Annotated in this window: 14 protein-coding genes; 2 read left to right on the plus strand and 12 right to left on the minus strand. The window is 70.2% G+C overall.

The annotated features are described in order from the left end of the window. Positions 1-33 precede the first annotated feature (33 nt). Together JNB50_RS10080 and JNB50_RS10085 are read right to left on the minus strand one after the other, a co-directional pair. A complete protein-coding gene (locus tag JNB50_RS10080; RefSeq protein ID WP_208040001.1) occupies positions 34-723 on the minus strand; it encodes a phosphatase PAP2 family protein in 690 nt (229 codons plus the stop codon). Positions 724-794: 71 nt separating this feature from the next. Then, a complete protein-coding gene (locus tag JNB50_RS10085) occupies positions 795-2024 on the minus strand; it encodes a multidrug effflux MFS transporter (protein ID WP_208040002.1) in 1230 nt (409 codons plus the stop codon). 238 nt (positions 2025-2262) lie between these two features. Between JNB50_RS10085 and JNB50_RS10090 the strand changes: the two genes are divergently transcribed. Beyond that, the gene (locus JNB50_RS10090; RefSeq protein ID WP_208040003.1) at positions 2263-3468 is read left to right on the plus strand and encodes a Gfo/Idh/MocA family protein; all 1206 of its coding nucleotides are present in this window, start codon (positions 2263-2265) and stop codon (positions 3466-3468) included. An 86-nt stretch (positions 3469-3554) separates the two neighbouring features. Here JNB50_RS10090 and JNB50_RS10095 read toward each other — a convergent pair whose 3' ends face one another. The 10 genes from JNB50_RS10095 to JNB50_RS10140 all read right to left on the minus strand — a co-directional run bounded on the left by JNB50_RS10095 (position 3555) and on the right by JNB50_RS10140 (position 15851). Continuing rightward, positions 3555-4736, minus strand: coding sequence for an ROK family transcriptional regulator (locus JNB50_RS10095; RefSeq protein WP_208040004.1), 1182 nt, complete (start codon positions 4734-4736; stop codon positions 3555-3557). A 16-nt stretch (positions 4737-4752) separates the two neighbouring features. Next, on the minus strand, positions 4753-7041 hold the full coding sequence (gene yicI / locus JNB50_RS10100) for an alpha-xylosidase (protein WP_208040005.1): 2289 nt from the start codon (positions 7039-7041) through the stop codon (positions 4753-4755). Beyond that, positions 7042-7947 (minus strand): carbohydrate ABC transporter permease, encoded by a 906-nt coding sequence (locus tag JNB50_RS10105; RefSeq protein ID WP_208040006.1) that lies wholly within the window; start codon positions 7945-7947, stop codon positions 7042-7044. After that, positions 7947-8900, minus strand: a complete 954-nt coding sequence (locus JNB50_RS10110; RefSeq protein WP_208040007.1) for a carbohydrate ABC transporter permease — start codon at positions 8898-8900, stop codon at positions 7947-7949. Before JNB50_RS10110 ends, JNB50_RS10105 begins: the two co-directional genes overlap by 1 nt. Before the next feature lie 88 nt (positions 8901-8988). Continuing rightward, positions 8989-10299 carry an ABC transporter substrate-binding protein gene (locus tag JNB50_RS10115; protein ID WP_208040008.1) on the minus strand — a complete coding sequence of 437 codons (1311 nt, stop codon included), beginning with the start codon at positions 10297-10299 and terminating at the stop codon, positions 8989-8991. A gap of 206 nt (positions 10300-10505) precedes the next feature. Beyond that, entirely contained in the window at positions 10506-11705 is a 1200-nt protein-coding gene (locus JNB50_RS10120) for an ROK family transcriptional regulator (RefSeq protein WP_208040009.1), read from the minus strand. Between the two features lie 67 nt (positions 11706-11772). Next, positions 11773-12900, minus strand: coding sequence for a Gfo/Idh/MocA family protein (locus JNB50_RS10125; RefSeq protein ID WP_374222262.1), 1128 nt, complete (start codon positions 12898-12900; stop codon positions 11773-11775). Beyond that, positions 12885-13577, minus strand: coding sequence for a ThuA domain-containing protein (locus JNB50_RS10130; RefSeq protein ID WP_208040010.1), 693 nt, complete (start codon positions 13575-13577; stop codon positions 12885-12887). The genes JNB50_RS10125 and JNB50_RS10130 overlap by 16 nt, the downstream gene beginning before the upstream one ends. After that, on the minus strand, positions 13574-14770 hold the full coding sequence (locus JNB50_RS10135; RefSeq protein ID WP_243768328.1) for a Gfo/Idh/MocA family protein: 1197 nt from the start codon (positions 14768-14770) through the stop codon (positions 13574-13576). Before JNB50_RS10135 ends, JNB50_RS10130 begins: the two co-directional genes overlap by 4 nt. Positions 14771-14885: 115 nt before the next feature. Continuing rightward, positions 14886-15851 carry an acetylxylan esterase gene (locus tag JNB50_RS10140; protein WP_208040011.1) on the minus strand — a complete coding sequence of 322 codons (966 nt, stop codon included), beginning with the start codon at positions 15849-15851 and terminating at the stop codon, positions 14886-14888. A gap of 79 nt (positions 15852-15930) precedes the next feature. On the opposite strand from JNB50_RS10140, the gene JNB50_RS10145 reads away from it, so the two are divergent. Continuing rightward, entirely contained in the window at positions 15931-16965 is a 1035-nt protein-coding gene (locus JNB50_RS10145; RefSeq protein WP_208040012.1) for a substrate-binding domain-containing protein, read from the plus strand. Positions 16966-17032 lie beyond the last annotated feature (67 nt).

Raw genomic sequence — 17032 nt, forward strand, 5'->3', positions numbered from 1 at the left:
CAGAGGCCGTGGAGACCCGCTCGGGCCGCCGGTTCAGCCCGGGCCGGCGCGAAGCCGGAGGAACGGGTGCGGCTTCGTGCTCTCCTCAGCGAGCCGGTAGGCCAGCGGCGCCCACACGATGACGGCGACCCCCGCCCCCAGGAGCAGCCCGCCGATGGTGTCGCTCAGCCAGTGCGCCCCCAGATACGTGCGGCTGACCGCCATCAGCAGCGACCAGGCGGCGCCTGCGCACCACACCCACACCCGCGGGAAGAGGATGGCGAAGACCACGGCCATCGTCGCCGCGTTGGCTGTATGCCCCGACGGGAATGAACCGGTGTCGGAGGTCACCAGGATGTCGGACGGGCGCGCGCGGCCGACGGTGTGCTTCAGCACCTGCACGCAGATCACCGAGAGGATGCTCGCGATGCCGAAGAAGGCAGCGCCCCACGGTCGGCGGAAGGCGAGCAGCAGCGCGAAGATCACCACCGGAATCACCACGGAACCCAGCAGACCGCCCCCGACATAGTTGAAGAACAGGGCGGGCGCGGTCCATACCGGCGAGCGGTGCTCGACGACTTCCGCCATCCACCGGAGGTCGACGGCGAACGGTTCGGCCGGACGCACGGCGATGATCACGCCGAGGACGAGCACCAACCCGACAGCGACCGACGCCGAGATGAGCGGCCAGCGACGCTGGATGCGCGCGGCAGTGTGGACATCGTCGCCTGTGGGTGCCGCCATGCGTCCACCGTAGCCGCCGCACTCCCAGGATTCGCTGAGGCGGGGTCGGCTCTGCGGGCGCGGCGGCTCGCTCAGTGCGCGAGCTCTGGTACCGTCCGCGGCCGGACGATCAGCCACAGCGCGGCGATCGAGACCGTCGCGCAGATCGCCATGATCGCGCCCATCGGCGCGGCGCTCCCGGTGCCGAGGAGGCCCACGATCGGCGAGAAGACGCCGGCCGCGCCGAAGTTGAGGGCGCCGAGAAGGCTCGCCGCCGTCCCGGCCTCGTGACCGTGGCTGTTGAGCGCCAGCACCTGGACGCAGGGGAAGCCGAACCCGCACGCCGCGATGAAGAACCACAGCGGTACGGCGACGCCCCAGATCCCGGCGTGCGCCTGATCGAGGACGACGATGGCGAGCGAGGCGACGAGCATCACGATCGTCGAGACCGCCAGGATCCACTGCGGGCCGAAGTACTTGGTCAGGCGGGAGGCCGACTGGACGCCGATGATGATGCCGATGGAGTTGACGGCGAAGAGCAGGCCGTACTCCTGCGGCGTGAACCGGTACAGGCCCTGGAAGATGAACGGGCTCGCCGACAGGTACGAGAACAGGCCCGTGAAGTTCGCGGCTCCGACGATCGCGATGCCCACGAAGACGCGGTCGCTCAACACGGAGCGGTAGCGCTGGCCGACCGTCGCGTGACCGGCGTCGTGCCGACGCGCCTTCGGGAGGGTCTCGGCGATCCACACCGAGACGCACGCGATCACGAAAACGCCGTAGCCGGCCAGGACGACGAAGATCCCGCGCCACGGCATCACCAGCAGCAGCCACGACCCGAGCACGGGCGCGAGCACCGGAGCGAGCCCGTTGACGAGGGCGAGCCGGCTGAGCATCCGCACCAGGGGCCGGCCTCCGAACAGGTCGCGCACCATCGCCATCGCGACGACACCGCCCGCGGCGGCGCCGACGCCCATCAGGGCGCGTGCGACGCCGAGCAGCTCGACGTTCGGCGCGATCGCCGCTGCGAGACAGGCGAGGATGTGGACTCCGGTCGCCGCGATGAGCGGAATGCGGCGGCCCACCTTGTCGGACCACGGTCCGACCAGCAGCTGGCCGAGGCCGAAGCCGATCGTGGTCGCCGTCAGCGTGAGCTGGATCATCGCCGTCGAGACGTTGAAGTCGGTCTCGAGGGTCGGCAGCGCCGGAAGGTACATGTCGATCGTGAACGGCCCGAGTGCGGTGAGCGCGCCGAGGATGAGGATGTATGCCAGGCGCTGGCGACCGGTGAGCGAGTCTCCGGGATGCACGACGGTGGTCACGAGAAAGACGTCCTTCTGCTGGAGTGCGGGTGGGGAGGGGCCGCGCCCGGCGCTGGACGCAAAAATGACAGCACCGCGGCGGGCGCGGTGCTGGAGATGGTGCTGGAGGTGGTGCGCGAGAGTCGCCCGTTCGAATCGATTCGATTGCGGGCGCACCTACATGCTATCGGATCAACGGTGTTAATGTGAACGTGCACATCGCCCCGTTTTCGCGGGGTGCGCGCGGAAAGAGAGTGACATGACCTTCTCCATCGCCATGGTCGGCGCCGGCCAGTTCGCCGGGCAGTTCGCCAAGCTGTTCGCGCTGCACCCCGGAGTGAGCTCGGTGTACGCCACCGACCTGCTTCGCGAACGCGCGGAGCGCCTGAACACGGAGTACGGCCTGGACGGCACGATCGCGTCGTTCGAGGCGGCCCTCGACGACCCGCGCGTCGACGCCGTCGCGATCTTCACGCAGCGCTGGACGCACGGCCCGCTGGTCGTGCGGGCGCTGGAGGCCGGCAAGCACGTCTACTCGGCCGTGCCGATGGCGATCAGCGCCGACGAGATCGCCGCGATCATCGATGCTGTGCGCCGCACCGGCCTCACCTACATGATGGGCGAGACGAGCCACTACAACCCCGCGACCGTGTACGCGCGGTCGCAGATCGCGGAGGGCGCCTTCGGCCGGGTGTTCTACGCTGAGGGCGACTACGTGCACGACATGGACCTCGGCTTCTACGACGCGTACCGGTATTCCGGAGGCGAGGAGTGGAAGGCGACGGCGAGCTACCCTCCGCTGCTCTACCCGACCCACTCCATCGGCGGCATCCTCGGCGCCTGGGACACCCACGCGGTGAGCGTGTCGGCGATCGGCGTCGTCGACGACCGCGGCGACGGCGTCTTCGACCGCGAGGTGAGCATGTTCGGCAACGACTTCTCGAACGCGACGGCGCTCTTCGAGGTGGCAGGCGGCGGATCGTTCCGCACCAACGAGTTCCGCCGAGTCGGCTATCCGTCGCACATCCGCGAGTCGCGGTTCCGGTTCTTCGGCACCGACGGCAGCTTCGAGCAGCTGGCGACGGTGTCGCACCGCACCGACAAGGAGGGCGTGACCGACATCACCGACCTCCTACAGCCGAAGCCGACCCTGCCGCCGGACGACCCATCGCTCGCGCACGTGTCGCCCGCGCTGCGCGACGCGTTCACGTCGGGAAGCGCGCCCATCCACGACCGCACGCGCCTGCCGCGGGAGTTCGACCATGTGACCAACGGGCACGAGGGCAGCCACCACTTCCTCGCCGACGACTTCGTGCGCGCGGTGAACGAGCGTGCCCTCCCGCCGGTCAACGCCTGGCAGGCCGCCCGCTACACCCTCCCCGGCATCATCGCGCACGAGAGCGCCCTGCAGAACGGCGCCCGCCTCCCCATCCCCGACTTCGGCCCCGCCCCCACCGCCCTCTGACCCGCAGCCATCGATTCCTCACTTTCTCCCGCAACACGCCGGGTGTGAGCGGGAGAAAGTGAGGAATCGATAGCTGCGCGGGGCAGTTAGGGGGACGAGGGGGACGCGAGGAGCGGGGTGAAGGCGAGCTCGGCGGCGCCGATGAGGAGGATGTCGCTGCCGAGGGCGGCGCGCGTGATCGTGAGGGTCTCGGCGGAGGCGGCCAGCGCCTGGGCCGCCACCAGCTCGGGGAGGCGCTCGGGCGCCAGCTCGTGGAGCGCCCCGAGGAAGCCGCCGAGCACGATCCGCTCCGGGTCGAAGACGTTGGTCGCGTTGCGCAGCGCCGTGGCCAGGAACCCCAGTTGCCGGTCGACCTCCGCGGTCACCGCGGCGTCGCCGGCCTCGACCGCGACGCGCAGCGCCCTGGCGAGCTCGTCGGGGTCGGCCGACTCCAGCCCGAGCACGCGCAGCAGGGCGCGCTGGCTCACCTCGGTCTCCAGGCAGCCGATCGCACCGCAGTGGCAGCGCACGCCGCTGGAGTTCACCAGGGTGTGGCCGAGCTCGCCCGCGTACCCGCTGATGCCGGTCAGCGGCGCTCCCCCGACGATGACGCCCGCGCCGATACCGGAGGCTCCGCCGTTCAGGTAGACGAGGTCGGCAGCGCCCTTCCCCGCGCCGAACAGCCGCTCGGCGTTCGCGCCCAGGTGCGCGTCGTTGGCCGCGAGTACCGGGTAGCCGGTCGCCGCGGCGAGCTCGGCGGCGAAGGGCTCCTCCGCCCACTCCAGGTGCGGGGCGAGCCGCACCACCCCGTCGTCTTCCCGCACGAGACCCGGCACCGCGACCCCGATGCCGACGACCCGGGAGGCCGTCGCCAGGTCGGGGCGGAGCCCGTCGATCACCGCGGATGCGATCGCGGCGGCCTCCTGCGCGGTCGGCACGTGCCCGGTGGGATACCGCACCCGGCGGTGCACCTGCGCGTCGAGCCCGACGACGCCGACGGTGACCGCGTCGATCTCGGGGTTCACCGCGAGCGCGACGACGCGGCCGTCCGCGGCCACGACCGGCGACGGCCTCCCGACCCGGTTGCTCGTCTCCGGCTCGCGTTCGAGAACGAGTCCCTGCTCCACCAGCTCGGCGACCAGCGCGCCGATCGTCGACCGGTTCAGCCCCGTGGCCTGGGTCAGCGCGGAGCGCGCGACCGGGCCGCCGCGGTGCACCATTCCGAGCACGGTGGCGAGGTTGTGCCGTCGCACCGTGTCGAGGTTCGTCCCCGTCGTCCTGCCGTTCATGGTCCCGGTTACTGTATTACAGCTCGGCGCGCCCTCCGGACGATGCGGCGGTCCGACCGGTCGCGACGTCGAGCAGCGCGAAGTCGAATCCCTCCGGCCCGGAGGCCGTGAGCGCCGACCCGGTACGTGTCACCGTGTACTCGGCCACCGCGCCGTCCGGCGTCGTCACGCTCACCGTGCGGGTGCCGTCGGGTCCCGCGAACACCGCGAGCGTGAGCCCCTCCCGGTAGTCGTAGTCCGGGCGGTCGTCGCGCGCACCGATGGGGAGCACGGCCCCCTCGCGCACGTACAGCGGGATGCTGTCGAAGCCGTGCGTCTCGCGCAGCCAGCGGCCACCCGACACGGTCTCCACGGACGCGCCGCCCTCGACCAGCGAGCCGAGGTCGAGCGGCAGGCGCGTCCACGCGCCCGCCGGCAGATAGAACGTGACGTCGGTCGGCGAGAAGACCGGAGCAACGAGCACCTCGGCTCCGAGCAGGTACTGCCGGTCGAGGTAGTCCACCGCCGGGTCGCCCGCGAACTCGAGCTGCATCGGCCGCATCACCGGGAGGCCGGAGGCGTGCGCCTCCCGACCGGCCGCGAACAGGTACGGCATCAGCCGCAGCTTCAGCTTGGTGAAGATGCGGGTGACCTCCACGGCCTCCTCGTCGAACGCCCACGGCACGCGCACCGAGTCGCTGCCGTGCAGGCGGGAGTGGCTCGACAGCAGCCCGAACGCCGTCCAGCGCTTGAACACGCCCGGGTCGGGAGTGCCCTCGAAGCCGCCGATGTCGTGGCTCCAGAACCCGAAGCCGCTGAGGGCGAGCGACAGGCCGCCGCGGAGGGTCTCCGCCATCGACTCGTAGCTGGAGGTGTTGTCGCCTCCCCAGTGCACGGGCATCGTCTGGCCGCCGGCGGTCGCCGACCGGGCGAACAGCACGGCGTCGCCCTCGCCGCGCGACTCGGTGAGCACCTCGAACACGGCCTCGTTGTAGAGCTGGGTGTAGAGGTTGTGCATCCGCTCGGGGTCGGAGCCATCGAAGTACTCCACCTCGGTCGGGATCCGCTCGCCGAAGTCGGTCTTGAAGCAGTCGACCCCCTGCGCGACGAGCGCGCGCAGCTTGTCCTGGTACCAGCGCGTGGCGTCCGGGTTGGTGAAGTCGACCAGCCCCATGCCGGCCTGCCAGAGGTCCCACTGCCAGACGTCGCCGTTCGGGAGCTTCACCAGGTAGCCGGCTGCAGCGGCCTCCGCGAAGAGCGGGGAGCGCTGACCGATGTACGGGTTGATCCACACGCAGACGCGGAGGTCCTTGTCGTGCAGGCGGGCGAGCATTCCGTCCGGGTCCGGGAATGTGCGCGGATCCCACTCGAAGTCGCACCAGTTGAACTCGCGCATCCAGAAGCAGTCGAAGTGGAACACCGACAGCGGCAGGTCACGCTCGGCCATCCCGTCGATGAAGGAGGTCACCGTCTCCTCGTCGTACGACGTCGTGAAGCTCGTGCTGAGCCACAGCCCGTACGACCACGCGGGCACCGCGGCCGGCCGGCCGGTCAGCGCGGTGTACCGCTCCAGGATCTGCGCCGGCGTCGGCCCGTAGATCACGTAGTACTCCAGGCTCTCGCCCGCGACCGAGAACTGCACACGCTCGACCGACTCGGAGCCGACCTCGTACGAGACGTGGCCCGGGTGGTTCACGAAGACGCCGTAGCCGCGGTTGGTCAGGTAGAACGGGATGTTCTTGTAGGCCTGCTCGCTGGAGGTGCCGCCGTCGGCGTTCCAGATGTCGACGGTCTGGCCGTTCTTGACCAGGGGGCCGAACCGCTCCCCCAGGCCGTAGACGAGCTCGCCGACGCCGAGCGCCAGCTGCTCGTGCACGAAAGCACCCTCGCCCTCCACGGTCATGTAGCCGAGCGACTTGTGTCCGCTGGAGGTCAGCACGCGCTCCCGGCCCTCCTCGCCCGCCGTGAACGCGAGCGACCAGGGGGCGCCGCGCTTCACCGTCGCGGCGAGCGAGCCGGCGCGCAGCGTCGCCGACTCGTCGCCGGCCTCCACCGTCACGTGGCCCTCCTCGGAGGCGAGCGCGAAGCCGCGCTCGGCGCGCACACCCTGCCAGTGGTCGACGCGCACGCCGATCACGTCGGGCAGCGGCGAGCTGAGGGTCACCGTCAGGGTCGGCCGGTTGAGGGTGTCGCCGCGGCGCTCGATGACTTTGCCCGGCGCGGTGATCGTGACCTCCCCTTCGCCGGCGCACACGTCGTACGCCTCCTGGGCGTAGACCGGCGTGACGCCGTCGCGGAGCTGCCAGAAACCATCGGTGAACTTCATTTACTTGACAGCTCCTGCTGTGATGCCGCGCGTGAGGGTGCGCTGGAAGATGAGGAAGAAGACGAGCGTGGGGATGAGTCCCAGCAACGCCGACGCGGAGGTCGTGGTGACATCCATGAGCCGGTCGCCCTGCAGCACGCTGATGGCGACGGGCACGGTCTGGTTGTCGTTCGAGACGAGGAACGTCAGCGGGATGAGGAACTCGTTCCACGTCCAGATGAAGAAGAAGATGAGCAGCACGCTCAGTGTCGGCCGCGAGATCGGCACGACGACCCGCCAGAGGATGCGCCAGCGGCCGGCGCCGTCGAGCGAGGCGGCCTCCAGCACCTCCCGCGGGAAGGTGCCGTAGACGCTCGACAGCAGGTAGGTGCCGAACGCGCTCTGGATCACCGTGAAGATGATGATGACGCTCCACACGTTGTCGTAGAGTCCGACCTGCTTGAACATGTAGTACAGCGGGTAGAGCAGGGCTTCCTGCGGCAGCATGTTCGCCAGCAGGAACAGGACGATGATCCAGGTGCGGGCCTTCACCCGGCCGATCCCGATCGCGTACGCGTTCAGCACCGAGATGACGACGGCGAGGATCGACACGACGCCCGAGATGAAGATCGAGTTCCAGAGCTTCTGCGGGAAGTTCACCCGGTTCCAGAAGTTCACGAGCCCGTCGGTGTAAAGGTGCGTCGGCAGCTGGAGCGGGCCTCCGGAGTTGTAGTCCGTCGGGCTCTTGAACGAGTTCAGCAGGATCAGCAGGAACGGGAAGGCGATCGCGACGCCGATGACGATGGCGACGACCAGGATGATCCAGTCGGTCGCGGTCTTCTTGGGCTTCTGCCGCTTGAGTTTGCGCTGAGCGGGTGGCTGCGTGGCGGAGGCGGGGGCCGACTCCCTTGAGATCGTGGTGGACATCAGCGCTCGTTCTCCCTGCGCTCGGCCCGGTTCTGGGCGACGATGAAGAGGATGGAGACCGCGACGATGACGACGGTGAGCGCCGTCGCGATCGTGGCTCCGTAGCCGACCTGTTGGCTCTGGAAGAACTCGCTGTACGAGTAGTAGCTGGGCACCATCGTCGCGGTGCCGGGGCCGCCGCGGGTCAGGGTGTAGACCGGGCCGAACACCTTGAGGGCCGCGATCGTGCAGGTGAGGGTGACCACGAAGATCTCGGGCCGGATGATGGAGACGGTGATCGAGCGGAACCGCTGGAACCAGTTGGCCCCGTCGAGCTCCGCCGCCTCGTAGAGCTCCGGGTCGACGCGCTGGAGGGCGGCCATGAAGATGACCACCGGGTAGCCGAGCTGCACCCAGACCATCACGGCCATGATCGACGCGAGCGCGGTGTCCGGGCTGCCCAGCCAGTTGTGCTGGAGGTCGCCCAGCCCGATCGCGGCCAGGATGGTGTTCAGCGCCCCGTTGTCCGGCCGCAGGATCCAGCCGATCACGATGGCCGCGATGACCACCGGCAGGATCTGCGGCAGGTAGTAGGTGGCGCGCAGGAAGCTCGCGAGCTTTCCGCCGAACTTCTTGCCGACGAGGTCGAACAGCATGGCAGCCAGCACCAGGCCGACGAGCGTCGGGATGACGACCATCGCGACGATCATCGCGATCGAGTTGCCGAACGACGTCCAGAACTTCTCGTCGCCGAACAGGCGCACCCAGTTGGTGACGCCGATGAACTTGGGCGGCCGGATGCCGCGGTAGCTGGTGAAGCTGAGGTAGATGTTCCACACCAGCGGGATCAGCACGATCACCGCGAGCAGGACGAACCCCGGCAGCAGGTACCACCAGAACGACCCGCGGCCGCTGTCAGGCAGCAGCGCTTCGCTCCGCCGGCGCGCCGCCCGCCGCACACTCACTACACTCATCGTTTCCTCCGTGCTTCGCCATCCGTTCCTCAGTTCCTCCCGCTCCCACCGGCGTGTCGGCGGGAGGAACTGAGGGAGCGATGGATGGTTACTGGTTGGTGATGTCGTTGACGCCGGACTGGTACTCGGAGCCGAGTTCCTTGTTGACGTCGGCGGGAGACTTCGATCCCGTGATGAGCTCCTGCAGGCCGGCGTTCAGCTGGTCGTAGAAGGTCGGCGTGGGCCAGTCGGGGTAGAAGGCGATGCCGTCCTCACCGGTGAGGGTGTTGAAGTTGGCGATCAGCTCCTTCGACTTGGCGTCGGTGATGTCGCTGAGCTTCGCCGCGACCGGGATGCCGCCGTTGTTGCCGAGGATGGCCTGGATCTTCGGGCTCATCGTGATGTCGATGAACTTCTCGGCCAGCGCCTTGTTCTTGGCGTTCTCCGGGACGACCCACATGTTGCCGGCGGATCCCGGAGACATCTTCGCGCCGGGGAACAGGAAGGTGCCCCACTGGTAGTTCTTGATCTCGTTCACGAAGCGGCCGTACCACCAGCTGCCGGAGAAGAAGATCGGGTACTTGCCCGCGATGAACGCGGTGCCGGCGTCCTCGGCCTTGAGGCCGGAGGCGTCCTTGGAGATGTAGCCCTTGTTCACCCAGTCGTCGATGGTCTTGGTGGCGTAGCTGAGCTCGGTGCCCTGCCAGTTCACCTTGCCCTTGTAGAGCTGGTAGTCGTCCACGAAGGAGCGGTCGGCCTTGGTCAGCGCCAGCTGGTACCAGAGCTGGCCGAGCGGGTACTCCGCGGCCGACTCGGCCAGCGGCGTGATGCCCGCGTCGACGAACTTCTGCATCGCGGCGACGAGCTCGTCCTGCGTCTTCGGCACCTCGATGCCGTACTTCGCGAACATGTCCTTGTTGTAGTAGACCTCGACGTACTCACCGTAGTTCGGGACGCCGTACCAGGAGCCGGAGCCCATGATGCCCTTGTCGTCGTAGCGCGCGGTGGTCTGGAGGCTCTTGGCGAGCTTCTTGTCCCAGCCGTACTTCTTCACGGCGTCGTCGAGGTTGCTGAGCAGCCCCTGGCTGGCGAGGAGGCCCGCTGTGGCGTTGCCCTTGTTGTACTCGAGGATGTCGGGGGCCTGCTTGGAGTTCAGGACCTGGGAGGCCGTGGAGCGGATCTGCTCGAAGCTCTTGGCCTCGAAGTTGACCTTCGCGCCGGTCTCGGCCTCGAAGTCCTTGATCGCCTGGTCCCAGGCCTTGCCCATGGCGGAGTCCGCGCCCTCGTAGTGCCAGAGGGTGAGCGTCTTGCCCTTTCCGTCGGTGCTGGCGGAATCCGAGCCGGACGTGCTGGAGCATCCAGCGAGCAGCAGCGCACCGGCGGCGAGAATCGCGCCGATTGCGAGGTGCTTCTTGCGCATCGATTACCTCCTTGTAGTAGGAGTGGACGCGCGTCTGCAGGCCCCGCAGCCACTCCGATGCAATTTGTTGACGAACACAACATAAGCGGGTCTCGGAGGAAATGCAAGTCGAAACTTTCGGCGCGAACGCCTAGCCGCCTGGTCGAAACGATTAGTTCGCGTGCGCAACAATGCCGACCGGTAGCCGGTGGCTGGGGGACGAACCGCTAGGCCGCGAGCGCCCGGGCCGGATCGGCGATGAGCTCGGCGAAGACCAGCTCCGCCGCGCCGATGAGCAGCTGGTCGGTGCCCAGCTCGGCCTCCACCACGGTCACGCCCTCCCGCGACGAGTGCACGACCTCCCCGAGCAGATCGGGAGCGCCGTGCGCGGTCGCGCCCCGGTAGAGCGCGGCGAGGAACCCGCCGAGGACGACCACGGACGGGTTGAAGACGTTGACCGCATTGCGCGCGGCGACGCGGACGTACTCGTAGGCGCGGGCGACCTCCACGAGTGCAGCGGGGTCGTCGGTCGCGACCAGTCGTTCGGCGAGGGAGGCCGCGTCGGCCGACGCCAGCCCGACCGCGGACAGCAACTCGGCCTGGGTGACCTCGGCCTCCAGACAGCCGCGCGAGCCGCACGAGCACTGCCGGCCGTCGGAGCGCACGAACGTGTGGCCGAACTCGCCCGCGTAGCCGGCGGCGCCCGTGAGCAACCGGCCGCCGCTGATGCCGCCGCCGCCGATGCCGCTCGCGCCGCCGATCATGTAGACCAGGTCGTCGACGCCGCGCCCCGCGCCGAAGGCGCTCTCGGCGCGCAGGCCGAGCACGGCCGCGTTCGCCGCCCACACCCGGTGGCCGGTCGCCTCCTCGAGCAGCTCGGCCAGCGGCTCGTCCACCCAACCGAAGTGGGTGGCCTCGCGCACCATGCCGTCGGAGAGGCGCACCTGCCCAGGCACCGCCACCCCCAGACCGACGATACGGATGCCGGTCTCGCCGGCGAGCATCCCGGCGATGCCCGCGGAGGCGAGCGTGACGGTCTGCGCCGCGGAGCGCGCGGACGGCGTCTCGATGCGCACGCGCTTGAGCACCCGGCCGCCGAGACCGACCAGTCCGACGATCACGGCGTCGACCTCCGGGTTGATCGCGATCGCGGCGACGTTGTCGGCCACCCGCACCAGCGGGCTCGGCCGCCCCCGGCCTCCCGCGGCCGGTGCTTCGTCGACCTCGACGAGACCGAGCGCCGTCAGCTCGGAGACCAGGTCGCCGACCGTCGAGCGGTTCAGGCCGGTGCGGTGGGTGAGCTCGCTGCGCGACAGAGCGCCCTCGCGATGCACCAGGCCGAGGACGGTCGCCAGGTTGCTGCGGCGCAGCGCGTCGGTCGCTCCCCCGCTCGCCGGGCGCACGGTGCTCAGGTCGGTGGCGCTCATGTGATGACAATAGCCCTGCGCGGGCGGCTCGCCGCGCCGACGGTGTCCCGGTCGGTCGGCAGCCGCGTCACCAGCTCTCCGGTCGCGCTGCACGGGGCACGACGGCCGGGCGCTCGACCGTCGACGCCAGCGTGACGACCTCGTGCCGCGCGCCGGCGGCGAGCACGGCCTCCATGATCTCGAGCACGTGGAACGCGAGGTCGCCGGAGGCGCGGTGCGCCCTGCCGGTCTCGATCGCGCGGGCGAGATCGGCGAGACCGTAGCCGCGCCCGGCGTCCGCGTAGCCGGCCGCGACCGGCACGTCGCGGAACTCGCGGTCAGCTGCCGTCGCGATCGCCGGCGTGCCGGAGAAGCCGTTGGGGTCGGGCACCGCCAGCGTGCCCTCCGTGCCGAAGACCTCGAACAGGGGGATGCGCGTGGCCCAAACGTCGAACGACACGGTCACCGTCGAGATCACCCCGGAGGCATGCTCGAGGAGGGCGGTCACGTGGGTGTCGACCGCCACGGGGATGTGCGTCCCCGCCTGCGGTCCGGTCGCGACCGTGCGCTCCCGCGCCGAACGCGACGTCGCACCGGACACCCGCACGACAGGGCCGAAGAACGTCACCAGCGCGGTCAGGTAGTACGGCCCCATGTCGAACAGCGGGCCGCCGCCTGGCTGGTAGTAGAACGCGGGCGCGGGATGCCAGAGCTCGTGCCCCGGCGCCGTCCACGACACCGCTGCCCCGAGCGGCACGCCGATCGCACCGTCGTCGATCACGGCACGGGCGGTCTGGATGCCCGTGCCCAGCACGGTGTCCGGAGCGCTGCCGACCCGCAGGCCCAGCGCCCGCGCGCGCTCCAGCACGGGCGCGGCCTCCGCGGTGCCGAGCGCGAGGGGCTTCTCGCCGTAGACGTGCTTCCCCGCCTCCAGTGCCGCGAGCGCGACGCCGGCGTGCGCCTGCGGGACGGTGAGGTTGAGCACGACGTCGACGTCCGGGTGCGCGAGCAGCGCGTCCACCGTCAGCGCCTCTGCGTCCTGCTCGCGTGCCACCGCCGTCGCGCGGTCGACGTCGAGGTCGGCCACCGCGCGCACGCGCAGGTTGGGGAGGGCGGGGAGGTGCTCGAAGTACTGCCGGCTGATGTTCCCGACTCCGACGACGCCGACGTTCAGAGCCGAGCCGTTCGGAGCCGATGGGTTCAGCGGGCCGCCCACAGCAGTCCCCTCTCGATGATCGTGCGGACCGGTTCGCTCTGCACGATCTCCAGCCGGTGGCCGGGCGCCGAGACGAAGATCCGGCCGGCGCCCCACTGGCGCGTCCAGATGGCGGGAGAGGTGACCGGGCGGTTCCACGCGTCCCACGGGCGCGCCTCCTGCGTGGTGGTCGCCAGCACGTCGTCGTACTCGTCCGACAGCACCCAGTACTGCTCGGTGACGAGGTCGAAGTCGTCGATTCCTGCGGTGATCGGGTGGGTCTTGCCGTATTCGGTGATGTGGACGGTGTACGGGATGTAGTTGTCCTCCTGACCGCCGGTGCGCTCGTCCGGGTGCTTGCCCGCGTGGTGCGCGAACTGACCGCCGATCATGTGCAGGTAGTCGGCGTTGTCGCGGTAGGAGTCGGCGATCCCGCCGTGCCAGCCGCCCATCCCCGTACCGTTCAGGACGGCACGCTGCAGCCCGGCGAACTCCTCGGCCGTGATGCTGCTCATCGTGTTGACCTGCACGATGAGGTCGACGGTCTCGAGGTAGGCGTCGTCGGTGTAGACGGACGTGCCCTCCTCGACGCGCACGGTGAAGTCGTTGGCCTCCAGGAACGGGAGGAAGCTGTCGGTGGTCTCGACGGGCATGTGCCCGTCCCAGCCGCCGCGGACGACCAGTGCGTGCCGTGTCATGATTCCCTCCGGGTCGGGGTCCAGGCGCTTTCGGCGGCGGCGCTCGCCTCGACGGCGGCGAGGACGCGCTGGATGTGGAGGCCGTCGGCGAACGACGGCTCCGGGTCGGTGCCCGCGGTGATCGCGGTGACGAAGTCGACGACCTCGTGGCTGAAGGCGTGCTCGTACCCGATCGCGTGACCGGTCGGCCACCAGTTGGCCATGTAGGGATGCTCGGGCTCCGTCGCAATGATCCGGGTGAAGCCCTGCTCGCCCGCCGGCGCTGTCGCGTCGTAGAACTGCAGTTCGTTCATCGCCTCCAGGTCGAAGGCGATGGCGCCCAGCGAGCCGGAGAGCTCGATGCGCAGCGCGTTCTTGCGCCCTGTCGCGTAGCGGGTGGCCTCGAAGGCGCCGATCGCGCCGTCCGCCGCTCCGCCCGCCAGCTTCGCGGTGAACCAGGCGGCGTCGTCCACCGTGACCCGGCCGCGCTGCTCGCTCGCGGTGCCGGAGAGACCGACGGTCTCGCCGAGGAGCGGGCGCTCTGCGACGAAGGTCGCCAGCGTTCCGGAGACGGCCGACAGTCTGGCTCCGGTGAGGTGCTCGACGAGGTCGACGGCGTGCGCGCCGATGTCGCCCAGCGAGCCGGAGCCGGCCGTCGTCTTGTCGAGCCGCCAGGTCATCGGTCCGTTCTCGTCGCTCAGCCAGTCCTGCAGGTACTGGGCGCGCACCTGGCGGATGGAGCCGAGGCGCCCCTCCTGCACCAGCCGCCGCGCGACGCCGATCGCGGGGACACGGCGATAGCTGAAGCCGACCATCGAACGGACGCCGCGAGCGGCGGCACGTTCCGCGGCGGCGACCATGGCCTCCGCCTCCTCGACGGTGTTGGCCAACGGCTTCTCGCACAGCACGTGCTTGCCCGCGTCGAGCGCGGCGATCGCGATCTCGGCGTGCGACGAGCCGGGCGAGCAGATGTCGACGACGTCGATGGCGGGATCGTCGACGACGCTCCGCCAGTCGGTGTCGCTCCGCTGCCAGCCGAACCGGGAGCGTGCGGCCTCGACCCGCTCGGCGTCGCGACCGACGATCGTCGCCATCACCGGATCGGCGTCGAGGTCGAAGAACCGCGGGGCGACCCGCCAGCCCTGGGAATGGGCCGCGCCCATGAACCCGTAGCCGATCATCGCCACCCGCAGCTCGCGCGTCGCTCGCGTCATCCGTCCCAGCCCCTTCGCGTCCGTGATGGTGCGACGCTATTCGCCGGGGCGAGAGGCGAACAAGTTTCGTGCGGCTATTGGAAAGTTTTCGTGGCGCTGACGGCGTCGCCCTGCGTCAGAGCCGCGCCGCCAGCCACTCCGCCTGCTTCTGCCAGTGCACCGCGTCGCCGCCCTCGTGGTCGTTGAACGGGTACACCTCGATCGCCCGATCGGCGGCCGCCAGCCGGTTGTAGGCGGCGAACGTCGTCGACGGCGGAACGATGCTGTCCATCAGCGCGACCGAGAACAGCGAGGGGGCCGTGATGCGGCGGGCGAAGTTCACGCCGTCCAGGTACGAGAGCGTGCGGAACACCGTGTCCACCTCGTCCCTGTGCACCGACAGGTAGGTCGCGAGCTCCTGGAAGGGTCCACCGATCGCGACCTCCGCACCGCGGCGGTAGGCGCACAGGAAGGCGACGTCCGGCAGCACGGCCTGCACTCCGGCCAGTGCGCCGGCGGCGAGCGCGATGCCTCCGCCCTGGCTGCCGCCGGTCACGGCGATGCGGCTCCCATCGACGAAGGGAAGCGCCCTGGCTGCGTCGACGGCGCGCACCGCGTCGGTGAACACGCGGCGGTAGAAGTGCTCGCGAGGGTCGTGGATGCCGCGGGTCATGAAGCCGGGCGCCGCAGGGCCGGAGCCGTGCGGGTCGGCGGTGACGCCCCCCGTTCCCCAGCCGCTGCCCTGCCCGCGGGTGTCCATGAAGACGTGGACGTAGCCGGCGAGCGCCCAGCGCACGTTCTCGCCCGGCAGGCCGCGGCCTCCGTTGTAGCCCTGGTACTGCACGACGGTCGGCAGAGGGCCGTCGGCATCGCGCGGGCGCGACACCCACGCGCGCACCGGCTCGCCGCCGAATCCGGGGAAGGTCAGGTCCTCGATGACCAGCTGCGTCACCGGGGTGGAGGCCGGAACGAGCGTCGCGTCCCCTCCCACCGCGCGCGCCTCCGCGATCGTCTCGCTCCAGAAGGCGTCGAAGTCGTCGGGCTCCGCCACCTCCGGACGGAAGTCCAGCAGTTCGGGCAGGGTGAGGTCGGTGAGCGGCATGGGTCTCCTCGGCGGGCTTCGACAGGGGTGTCCCGGGCGGTGACGGCCGGGCTGCCCGACATTGTGGCACAGTGTCTGCATGCCGGAACCGACCCAGCGGCCCGCGCCCCTGCCCACCGCCGGCCGGCCCACCCTGGAGGCGATCGCCCGCCGCGCCGCGGTATCGCTATCCACCGTGTCGAAGGTGCTCAACGGCCGGCCCGGCGTGTCCGCGGCCACCCGTAGCCGGGTCGAGCAGTTGCTGCACGACTCGGGCTACGCCAGGCGCGGGCACGATCCGGAGCGCGGCGGGCTGCTCGAACTCGTCGTCGCCGACCTGACGAGCGAGTGGTCGATCGAGATCATCCGCGGCGTGGAGCGGGTGACCCGCGAGGCCGGGCTCGTGCTCGGTCTGAGCGCACTCGACGATCACCTCCGCCCCGGCGCCGACTGGATCGCCGGGGTGCTGAACCGCAAGCCGGTCGCCGTCGTGCTGCAGTTCTCCGACCTGACGGCCACGCACAGGAGGCAGCTGCGCACGCGCAACATCCCCTTCGTGGTCGTCGACCCCGCGGGCGACCCTCCGGGTGACGTTCCGGCCATCGGCGCCACCAACTGGGCGGGCGGCGTCGCGGCCACCCGGCACCTCCTGGGACTCGGCCACCGGCGGATCGCGGTGCTCTCCGGGCCGGCCGACCTGATGTGCTCGCGGGCCAGGGTGGCGGGATACCAGTCGGCGCTGGAGGAGGCCGGGGTCGGTCTCGACCCGACGATCGCGGCCTCCGGAGAGTTCTCCCGCGCCGCGGGCGAGCGCGAGGGCCGTCGCCTCCTGGCGCGGAACGACCGGCCGACGGGGGTCGTCTGCGGCAACGACCTGCAGGCGCTCGGCGTGATGGACGCCGCCTTCGCACTCGGGCTCGCGGTGCCGGACGACGTCTCGGTGGTCGGGTTCGACGATGTGGCGCCTGCGCTCTGGGCGCGGCCTCCGCTCACGACCGTCCGCCAGCCGTTGCAGGAGATGGCGGAGGAGGCCGCACGGCTCGCGCTGCGCCTGCGCGCGGAGGACGTCGAGAACACCCGTCTAGAGTTGGCGACCTCACTGGTGGTGCGCAGCTCGACCGCGGCACCACGGTAGGGAGCCGGTGGCGCTCGGGCGTCACTCCTGGTATAAGTTTAGTGAAACAACAAATCACCGACGACGC

This window comes from Leifsonia sp. TF02-11 (assembly GCF_017565305.1).
Classification (GTDB): domain Bacteria; phylum Actinomycetota; class Actinomycetes; order Actinomycetales; family Microbacteriaceae; genus Leifsonia.

Bases quoted from the DNA above. Each gene is read 5' to 3' on its own strand.
- JNB50_RS10080 (WP_208040001.1), bottom strand. From the start codon at position 723: ATGGCGGCACCCACAGGCGACGATGTCCACACTGCCGCGCGCATCCAG.
- JNB50_RS10090 (WP_208040003.1), top strand. From the start codon at position 2,263: ATGACCTTCTCCATCGCCATGGTCGGCGCCGGCCAGTTCGCCGGGCAG.
- JNB50_RS10095 (WP_208040004.1), bottom strand. From the start codon at position 4,736: ATGAACGGCAGGACGACGGGGACGAACCTCGACACGGTGCGACGGCAC.
- yicI (WP_208040005.1), bottom strand. From the start codon at position 7,041: ATGAAGTTCACCGATGGTTTCTGGCAGCTCCGCGACGGCGTCACGCCG.
- JNB50_RS10105 (WP_208040006.1), bottom strand. From the start codon at position 7,947: ATGTCCACCACGATCTCAAGGGAGTCGGCCCCCGCCTCCGCCACGCAG.
- JNB50_RS10110 (WP_208040007.1), bottom strand. From the start codon at position 8,900: ATGAGTGTAGTGAGTGTGCGGCGGGCGGCGCGCCGGCGGAGCGAAGCG.
- JNB50_RS10115 (WP_208040008.1), bottom strand. From the start codon at position 10,299: ATGCGCAAGAAGCACCTCGCAATCGGCGCGATTCTCGCCGCCGGTGCG.
- JNB50_RS10120 (WP_208040009.1), bottom strand. From the start codon at position 11,705: ATGAGCGCCACCGACCTGAGCACCGTGCGCCCGGCGAGCGGGGGAGCG.
- JNB50_RS10130 (WP_208040010.1), bottom strand. From the start codon at position 13,577: ATGACACGGCACGCACTGGTCGTCCGCGGCGGCTGGGACGGGCACATG.
- JNB50_RS10135 (WP_243768328.1), bottom strand. From the start codon at position 14,770: ATGACGCGAGCGACGCGCGAGCTGCGGGTGGCGATGATCGGCTACGGG.
- JNB50_RS10140 (WP_208040011.1), bottom strand. From the start codon at position 15,851: ATGCCGCTCACCGACCTCACCCTGCCCGAACTGCTGGACTTCCGTCCG.
- JNB50_RS10145 (WP_208040012.1), top strand. From the start codon at position 15,931: ATGCCGGAACCGACCCAGCGGCCCGCGCCCCTGCCCACCGCCGGCCGG.